The sequence below is a fragment of the Methylobacterium sp. genome, from assembly GCF_019745455.1.
Taxonomy (GTDB): Bacteria; Pseudomonadota; Alphaproteobacteria; order Rhizobiales; family Beijerinckiaceae; genus Methylobacterium.
Genome location: NZ_JAIETD010000020.1, coordinates 92917 through 101950 on the forward strand (window position 1 = coordinate 92917; position 9034 = coordinate 101950).

9 protein-coding genes and 1 tRNA gene are annotated in these 9034 nt (G+C 63.9%); 2 read left to right on the plus strand and 8 right to left on the minus strand.

The features are described from left to right. Positions 1-29: 29 nt before the first annotated feature. From K2Y56_RS03765 to tuf, 8 genes are all read right to left on the minus strand, one after another. Positions 30-1655: a B12-binding domain-containing radical SAM protein gene (locus K2Y56_RS03765; RefSeq protein ID WP_292505223.1), complete on the minus strand. Its 1626-nt coding sequence runs from the start codon at positions 1653-1655 to the stop codon at positions 30-32. Between the two features lie 289 nt (positions 1656-1944). After that, a complete protein-coding gene (rplA, locus tag K2Y56_RS03770) occupies positions 1945-2643 on the minus strand; it encodes a 50S ribosomal protein L1 (RefSeq protein WP_292505226.1) in 699 nt (232 codons plus the stop codon). Between the two features lie 13 nt (positions 2644-2656). Further along, positions 2657-3106, minus strand: coding sequence for a 50S ribosomal protein L11 (rplK, locus tag K2Y56_RS03775; RefSeq protein WP_150966892.1), 450 nt, complete (start codon positions 3104-3106; stop codon positions 2657-2659). 150 nt (positions 3107-3256) lie between these two features. Beyond that, entirely contained in the window at positions 3257-3790 is a 534-nt protein-coding gene (gene nusG, locus K2Y56_RS03780; protein ID WP_292505232.1) for a transcription termination/antitermination protein NusG, read from the minus strand. Between the two features lie 65 nt (positions 3791-3855). Next, positions 3856-4158 carry a preprotein translocase subunit SecE gene (gene secE / locus K2Y56_RS03785; protein WP_292505235.1) on the minus strand — a complete coding sequence of 101 codons (303 nt, stop codon included), beginning with the start codon at positions 4156-4158 and terminating at the stop codon, positions 3856-3858. 226 nt (positions 4159-4384) lie between these two features. Then, a tRNA-Trp gene (locus tag K2Y56_RS03790) sits at positions 4385-4461 on the minus strand. 79 nt (positions 4462-4540) lie between these two features. Continuing rightward, positions 4541-5413, minus strand: coding sequence for a hypothetical protein (locus K2Y56_RS03795; RefSeq protein WP_292505238.1), 873 nt, complete (start codon positions 5411-5413; stop codon positions 4541-4543). Between the two features lie 228 nt (positions 5414-5641). Continuing rightward, complete coding sequence (gene tuf, locus K2Y56_RS03800) at positions 5642-6832, minus strand: elongation factor Tu (protein ID WP_292505203.1); 1191 nt, start codon at positions 6830-6832, stop codon at positions 5642-5644. 285 nt (positions 6833-7117) lie between these two features. Between tuf and K2Y56_RS03805 the strand changes: the two genes are divergently transcribed. Both K2Y56_RS03805 and K2Y56_RS03810 read left to right on the plus strand, forming a co-directional pair. Continuing rightward, complete coding sequence (locus K2Y56_RS03805) at positions 7118-7789, plus strand: metallophosphoesterase family protein (RefSeq protein WP_292505240.1); 672 nt, start codon at positions 7118-7120, stop codon at positions 7787-7789. 112 nt (positions 7790-7901) lie between these two features. Continuing rightward, positions 7902-8816 (plus strand): manganese catalase family protein, encoded by a 915-nt coding sequence (locus K2Y56_RS03810; RefSeq protein WP_292505243.1) that lies wholly within the window; start codon positions 7902-7904, stop codon positions 8814-8816. The last annotated feature ends 218 nt before the right edge of the window (positions 8817-9034 follow it).

Sequence of the window (9034 nt, forward strand, 5' to 3'; positions counted from 1 at the left end):
TGACGCCGAGCCGCTGCTTCGCCGCCTTTTCAGGTGGGTAGGAAGCGCCGCGCCGCCCGCCACCAGGGCTCGCGCTCCTGGCGCTTCTGGTCGGCCTTGGCCGCGTAGAACGAGGCGTTGTGCTCGCCGCGCAGCGCCTCGCGCGTGAAGCGGATGAGATGGTGTGCGACGAAACCCATGTTGAAGATCGCCTCGATCTGTCCGCGCTTGAGAGCGTGGCCGGCCGCGCGCCAGAACACCCGCCTGTAGTCGGATAGCAGGCCGACCCTCAGGGCGATGTTGAAGCCGAGGATCACGCCGCGTCGCAGGTTGGTCCGGGTCAGCTTGCCCTTCATCGGGGTCTTGATCCGGTTCGGATAAGTCACCTCGACCTGATGCCGGAACCGCTCGAACAGATGGGCCGGCTCGTAGGCGTGGGCGATCGCCCGGCGCCAGCTCGCCACGACGTCGTCGTGCGGGCGCTTGAACAGGACGTTCGATTCGAGTGAAGCGTCGTGGACGAGGCGGCCCTCGCGGGTGAGCCGGTCCCAGAGCGGGGTCTTCGGCAGCGCCTGGAGGAGGTTCATCGTCAGCACCGGCACCGCCGATTTGTCGATGAAGTCGATGAGCTTTTGCTCGGACCCATCGGTATCGGTATCAAGGCCGAGAATGATGCCGGAGGTCACCTCGAGGCCATAGCTGTTGAGGGTTTCGATCGCCTCGTACATCGGCACGGCGGCATTGTGCTTCTTGTCGATGCCCGCAAGCGCCTCCTCCTCGGGCGTCTCGATGCCAACGAACACCGTCATGAAGTTCGCCTGGCGCATCAGCTCGAGGATGTCGGGCTGCTTGGCCATGTTCAGCGTCGCCTCGCAGGCGAATTGCAGCGGATAAGCGTTCTTCTTCTGCCACTCCACTAGGTGGGGCAGCATGTCCTTGGTCGCCTTGCGGTTCCCGATGAAGTTGTCGTCGACGAAGTAGACCACCGCCGGGTGGCCCGGCTGGGAGATGATCGCGTCGAGCTCGGCGCACATCTGCTCAGGGGTCTTCAGCCGCGGCTGGCGGCCGTAGAGCTGAGGGATATCGCAGAATTCACAACGATATGGGCAGCCGGACGAGAACTGCAGGGAGCCGATAAGGTAGCGCTTCAGGGGGGCCGCTTCGTAGGCCGGCGATGGGAAGTCGGCGAGCGGCAGCCGCTCCTTGGTCTCCAGCTTGACCTGGGCGGACGGTATCGAGACGTCGCGGTCGAGGATCTCGACGAGCTGGTCGGTGGCATCGCCGATCTCGCCGACATGCAGGTAATCGAATTCGGGATATTCCTCCGGGGCACCCGAGACCGAGGGACCGCCGAGGACGGTGACCCTGCCGGCTTCATTGGCACGGGCGTAGATATCCCTGATCTGCGGCGCCTGGATGTGCATGCCCGACACGAACACCGCGTCGGCCCAGGCGAAATCCTCCGCCCTAGCCCGCTTGATGTTCTCGTCGATGAAGCGGCACTCCCACGCTTCGGGCATGTAGGCCGCGATGAGGAGAAGGCCTTGCGGCGGCATGAACGCCTTCACGCCGCCCATGAGGGGGTAGGCGTGGGCGAATGTCCCGAAGGACGGCGTGTAGGCGGGGAAGACGCAGAGGATGCGTCGGCGGGATGAGACCGGGAGGGTGCATCGCATGCCCGGCGTTCTAGCACAGCCTGCGCCGGAATCATCACCCTGCCGCAACACTGGGCGCGTCGTTTTTTGTCGCTGGCTGCTCGGCCGCTAAACCTTGCGACGTCGCGCAGGGGCGCCACTCGCGCCGACCATGGCCGGCGCCGTCTCCGGCTGCGTTTTCGCGTTCGCGATGTTCGCCGGAGCCACGGTGACGCTGCTGGCGGAAAGGCGGACGGGCATTCTGGCCGAGGAGAACGAAAAACGCCCGGCCTTGTGGGCCGGGCGCTTCAAATCTCAAGGAGGAGCACGATCAGACTGCGAGAACGCTCGCAGGCTCGACCCGCACGCCCGGACCCATCGAGGAGGTCACGGCGACGCGCTGGATGTAGGTGCCCTTGGCGCCAGCCGGCTTGGCCTTGGAGACCGCATCGGCGAAGGCCTTGATGTTCTCGACGAGCTTGTCGGCGTCGAACGACACCTTGCCGATGCCGGCATGCACGATGCCCGCCTTCTCGACGCGGAACTCCACCGAGCCGCCCTTGGCGCCCGCAACGGCACCCTTCACGTCCATGGTGACGGTTCCGACCTTCGGGTTCGGCATCAGGCCGCGCGGACCCAGAACCTTACCGAGACGTCCCACGAGGGGCATCATGTCCGGGGTCGCGATGCAGCGATCGAACTCGATCTTGCCGCTCTGGACGATCTCGAGGAGATCCTCCGCTCCGACGATGTCGGCGCCGGCCGCCTTGGCGTCCTCGGCCTTGGCGCCGCGGGCGAAGACCGCCACCCGCACCGTCCGGCCGGAGCCGTTGGGCAGGTTGCAGACGCCGCGGACCATCTGATCGGCGTGGCGCGGGTCGACGCCGAGGTTCATCGAGATCTCGACCGTCTCGTCGAACTTGGCGCTGGCCTTGTCCTTCACGAGCTTGATCGCCTCGGCGATCGGATAGAGCTTCAGCGCGTCGATGCCCTCGCGGGCGGCGCGGATACGCTTGCCTTCATGTGCCATTGTGCCCTCCCCCTCAAGCGACGACGTCGAGGCCCATGGCCCGCGCGGAGCCACGGATCATCGCGACAGCGGCATCCACCGAGTCGCAGTTCAGGTCGGGCATCTTCTTCTCGGCGATCTCGCGCAACTGCGCTTCGGTCACCTTGCCCACCGTCGGGCCCTTGCCGGGCGTCTTCGAGCCGGAAGCCGGCTTCTTGCCGATCTTCAAGCCTGCGGCCTTCTTCAGGAAGAAGGTGACCGGTGGCTGCTTCATCTCGAAGGTGAAGGACCGGTCCTGGTAGGCCGTGATGACGACCGGGATCGGGGTACCCTTCTCGATCTGCGCAGTCTTCGCGTTGAAGGCCTTGCAGAATTCCATGATGTTGAGGCCGCGCTGACCGAGCGCTGGGCCGATGGGCGGCGACGGATTGGCGGCGCCGGCCGGGACCTGAAGCTTCACGTAGCCCGTGATCTTCTTCGCCATAGGGACTGCTCCCAAAGAAATGTCCGCCGTCCGGCTGCCTCAGCACGGTCGGTTCGGACGGTTGCAGGTCGCGGTGCGGCCCGTAGATCCCGGCGGCGAACCGGGCGGGCCTCCCGCGGATGATGCGCACCGGCAGGCGGCGCGCTACGTTCAGGCCTTTTCGACCTGGGCGTATTCGAGCTCGACCGGCGTGGCGCGGCCGAAGATGGAAACGGCGACCTTGAGGCGCGAGCGGCTCTCGTCGATCTCCTCCACGGTGCCGTTGAACGAGGCGAACGGACCGTCGGCGACGCGGACGATCTCGCCGATCTCGAAGGAGATCGACGGCTTCGGCCGGTCGACGCCCTCGGCAACCTGACCCTTGATTCGCTCGGCCTCCGAATCAGGAATCGGCACCGGCTTCGACTTGTCGGCTCCGAGAAAGCCTGTGACCTTCGGGGTGTTCTTGATGAGGTGGTAGACCTCGTCGGTGAGGTCGCACTTCACCAGCACGTAGCCGGGGAAGAACTTGCGCTCGGCGTCGACCTTACGGCCACGACGGACCTCCACAACCTTCTCGGTCGGCACCATCACTTCGTCGAACAGCTCCATCAGGCCGCGCTGAGCCGCCTGGTCCTTGATGGACTGCGCGACCTTGTTCTCGAAATTCGAGTAGGCGTGGACGATGTACCAGCGCTTCGACACGGTTCTCACCAAATCCTGACGTCAGTCGGCCCTGGCGCTGAGCACCGGTCGGGCCGAGAAAGTTCTTAGGCCCCGACCCCGAGGATCAGGGTGACGAGGTAGCGCAGGACCTGATCCACGGCAGTGAAGAACAGGCTCGCCACGACGACCATGATGAACACCATGATAGTCGTCACAACTGTCTCCTTGCGCGTCGGCCACGTGACCTTGCGGCCTTCGTCGCGCACCTGGGACAGGAACTCGAACGGGCCGACGCGCTTGGGAGCTGGCCGCGCGGGCGGGGTAGCCCGGGGCGGCGTCGGCGAGGCGGAGCCGCGCTGCGGGCTGCGCGCCGGGTCCACCTTCTTGGTTGCTTCGTTCGATGCCATTGATGCCAACAACAGGGAAAATCGATCCTAACCGGAAAGCGTACCGGCGCGGAGGCTCTGGTCGAAGCCCGCACCGAACACAGTCACCGATCTCGGAGTGCGAATGCTCTAGCGCAAGTCCCGTGTCTTGTCGACCGCGGGAGACCTGTCGACCGAGAGCACGAAATGCGCTTCTGATCGAGGCTCCGGAGGAGGAAATCGATCAGGCACCGCGCTTGAACAATAATGGCAGGAGTGGAGGGACTCGAACCCGCAACCTTCGGTTTTGGAGACCGACGCTCTGACCAGTTGAGCTACACTCCTACGCGGCACGCTCCATGCCCGATACCGGCAGAGTGTGCAAGAGACTCGGCATATGCGAGCCGGCGAAATTCGATGTTACCTAACGGCCGTGTTTGGCCATTTCGGATGCGTTCAACGGTCGGAGACCCTTGCGCGAGTAGGAGAATAATTCCGTGCTTCGGCTGTAGGGACCTTTGCTCGCATAGGACGTGACGGCGTTCGCGAGGCGCGCTTTCTCCTCGGAGTCAGACGACCAGGCGATGAGGATGTCGCGGGTGGGGACGGCGGCGATGATGCTGGGTGTCCGCAGACCCTCCTGAATCTGGTCCATCACCATAGGCAGGAGGAGGCTCGCCGCCGCATATCCGCTTTCGTCTGCGAGGGTTGCGAAACGTCCCGTTTTTCCCGTGGGCGAGATATGGACCTGAACGCCGCCCGAGGCGAGTTCGAGGTTCCGCTTGGCGATCTCCTCGACGGTCTGCTGATCGACGCCCCAGCTCTCGAAGATAGGCCGAGTGACCATCTGGTAGCGGTTCTGCTCGTCGAGGACGTAGGCGACGAGGAGCCTTTTGGAAAAGGGGCGGCAGGTCAGCAGAGGTGCCTGTTGCTCATACTCGTTCGGGACGAGTTGGATGCGCAAGCGCTTCGAGGCGTCGGCGAAGCTCTCTGCCGGCTGAGGCTGGCTCGGTAGTGGCTTGGCGGTCGCGAGCGGACGCAGGTAGTCGAGGATGGCGGCGCGTCGCTCGATCCCGATCAGCCCATTGGATTTTCGCCGGAGATTGCCGAGGTAAAGCGTGAAGCGTCCGATGACGACCTCTTCGGGGTCGTCCGTAAGACTGACTGGCGCATCGGGAAAGTCGCGGCGAAGGAGGATCAGAACCTCGTCTCGAAACGCGAGCGCTCCTTCCGGTGCGTTCTTGGACGCCCCCAGAGCCGGATACGAGGGGGCAAACGCCGACAGGGCAGTCGCCATCAAGCTTCGTCTGGTGAGGAGGCGATACCGGTTTCGCGCCGCCGACGTATCAGAACCCATGAGACAGCCTCTCGGCTTGCAACCCAGGGTTAAGAAACGGCGACGCCGGCGCTACGTCAAGACGAAGCACCGGCGTTGATGTGGATAATCCTTCGGGACGGGATCCGCCCTGCATTCACGAGCCCGATGCGCGCGCTGATTGCATCAGGTTCGCATGAGCCTGAGAGCTCAGTCGTTGATAGCGGCGACGACGCCGGCGCCGACGGTTCGGCCGCCTTCACGGATGGCGAAGCGCAGCTTCTCTTCCATGGCGACGGGCACGATGAGGGTGACGTCCATGGTGACGCTGTCGCCCGGCATCACCATCTCGGTGCCCTCGGGCAACTCGCACACGCCGGTCACGTCGGTGGTGCGGAAGTAGAACTGAGGCCGGTAGTTGGTGAAGAACGGGGTGTGGCGCCCGCCCTCCTCCTTGGTCAGGATGTAGGCCTCGGCCTTGAACTTGGTGTGCGGCTTGACCGAGCCGGGCTTGCACACGACCTGGCCGCGCTCGACGTCCTCGCGCTTGGTGCCGCGCAGGAGCACGCCGACATTGTCGCCGGCCTGGCCCTGGTCGAGCAGCTTGCGGAACATCTCGACGCCCGTCACCGTGGTGGTCTGGGTCGCCCGGATGCCGACGATCTCCACGGTCTCGCCGACCTTGACGATGCCGCGCTCGACCCGGCCCGTCACCACCGTGCCGCGGCCCGAGATCGAGAACACGTCCTCGATCGGCATCAGGAACGGCTTGTCGATCGGACGCTCGGGCTGCGGGATGTAGGCATCCACGCTCGCCATCAAGGCCAGCACCGCGTCATGGCCGACCGCCTTGTCGCCGTTGTCCAGAGCCACCTTGGCCGAGCCCTTGGTGATCGGGATGTCGTCGCCGGGGAAGTCGTACTTGGAGAGGAGCTCGCGCACCTCCATCTCGACGAGCTCGAGGAGCTCGGCGTCGTCGACGAGGTCGACCTTGTTCAGGAACACCACCAGCGCCGGAACGCCGACCTGGCGGGCGAGCAGGATGTGCTCGCGGGTCTGCGGCATCGGGCCGTCGGCCGCCGACACCACCAGGATCGCGCCGTCCATCTGCGCCGCGCCCGTGATCATGTTCTTCACGTAATCCGCGTGGCCCGGGCAGTCGACGTGGGCGTAGTGACGGTTCGCCGTCTCGTACTCCACGTGAGCGGTCGAGATCGTGATCCCGCGTGCCTTCTCCTCGGGTGCCTTGTCGATCTGGTCGTAGGCCGTGAACGTCGCGCCGCCCGACTCCGCCAGCACCTTCGTGATCGCCGCCGTCAACGACGTCTTGCCGTGGTCAACGTGACCAATCGTGCCAATGTTGCAGTGCGGCTTCGTGCGAGCAAACTTCTCTTTGGCCATCGTCACTTTCCTGCGGCAAAATCGAGCATGCCGTCAATTGGGACGGCTCGACTGAAGAGTGGCTCGACACGGCGAGCCGGACGTAAGACGCGGCTGCGATAGAGGCTTGCCGTCCGATGATCAAGGGATGTCTCAAATGGGACCAACCCGATGAGTTCGAAGGGAGCCCGCACGCCCGACGGAGGCGGAAGCCCGGCCATTCCACCATCATCACCTGATGAGAAGATCGAAGCGTTGCGCCCAGACGTTCCAGCCCGATCCGCCAACCCGATCAGAAGGCCGTCCGTGACAGATCTCACCTACGCGATCGGCGACATCCATGGCTGCGCCGATGCCCTCGACAGGTTGCTGGCCCTCATCGATCATCATTCGGCCGGACGTCCGCGCAGTCTCGTATTCCTCGGCGACTATATCGACCGAGGACCCGACAGTGACGCCGTCATCGCACGCTTGCGTGCACTGGAGGGTTGCGAACCGGGATGTGTAACATGCCTCATGGGCAACCATGAGGCGCTGCTGATCGATGCCTACAGGACCGGCCTCGGAGCGACCGCCTGGCTGGAGAACGGAGGTAACGCGACCCTGACCTCGTTTGGTATCGACGATCCGGAAGACATGCCCCACGAGCTTCTGACCTGGGTCTCGGGCCTCCCGACCGTTCATGCGGATGCGCAGCGCTACTACGTTCATGCCGGCTTCCGGCCCGGCCAGTCCGGAATCGATCCCAATACTCGGAGCCGGCTATGGATACGCGAGCCATTCCTCCGCGCGGATTTCGATTTCGGCAAGCACGTCGTCCACGGCCATACTCCACAGATGTCGGGCAGACCGGAACTCCGCCGCTACCGCACAAATCTCGACACGGCCTGCGTCTTCGGCCGACGGCTAACGGCCGGCGTTTTCACGGGCGAACGCCCGGAGCCGACAGATTTCCTGCAGGTTGCTAGGGACGGTTAGGGCGGGCCCCGGCGGTCTTCCCTCCATTCACAGTCTCATGTTTTATCGGAACCGAACCCGGCGCCATCGGTAGCATCCTCACGATAAACATTTCGCTGAGGGTTAATAACTTATGTTTATGCGCATCGATCGTTTGCAAGCCGAGCTTCCGCAACCAAAGAGACCCGACCCCAATGCTGCCGCAGCTTTGCAAGAACTGCTCGGCGGTAAGTACGGAGAGATGTCGACCCTGGGAAACTACATGTTCCAGAGTTTCAATTTCCGCAACAAGACCAAACTGCGCCCCTTCTATAGCCTCGTGTCGAGTATCTTCGCCGAGGAGCTCGGCCATGTCGAGCTCGTCTCGACCGGCGTCTCGATGCTCAATTGCGGCCCTGGCAACCCGAAAGAAGACGTCGACATCTCGAAGGCGCCCTTCGAAGACATGAAAGACATCCGCCTCGCCGGAAGCTTCCTGTCGAATGGCGGCGGTGCGATGCCGATGAACTCCAATGCCGCGTCCTGGAACATGGACATGGTCACGACGACCGGTAACCTGATCATCGATCTTCTGCACAACTTCCACCTGGAATGCGGCGCCCGCCTGCACAAGCTGCGCGTTTATGAGACCCTCAGCGACCCGACCGGACGTGAGGTCTGCGGCTACCTGCTCGTTCGCGGCTCGGTCCACGCACACGCCTACGCCCTGGCGCTCAAGAAGCTGACCGGCGTCGAGATCGAGAAGATGCTCCCGACCCCGAACATCGTCCTCGACAAGATCCCTGAGTGTCAAAAGTATCTTCAGGAGGGCTCACATCGGCGCCTCTATCGCTTCAGCCCGGATGACTACAAAGAGGCTGCCGGAGTCTGGTCGAACGACGAGGTGGCTTTGGCTGGCGATCCGCCGGGAAACCTCGAGATCGTCGACGGCCACCCGGAAGGCGGCAAGATCCCGGAACTCGACGGCAATTACGGCGCATTCGCACCCGATTATGCGCCAGAGGAAATCTTCGAGATTGCGAGCAAGCTCTACAAAAAGGGCCGCTGAAGCTGAGGCATCGGCCGCCCTCGCACATACCGAAGGGCGGGTCGCTCCAACCGGGGCGATCCGCTTCATAGCGTTCCGTCCGGTTTCTGGCGCCGAGGTCGTTCGGCCCGCACGCCGGTGCCGACGCTCGGAGGGTCGAAAGGCCTAGCCTGTCTTATTCACGAGGGCAGTGGATCTGTGGTGGCGAGCGTAGCGTAAGGCATTGATAGGGCTTAGGG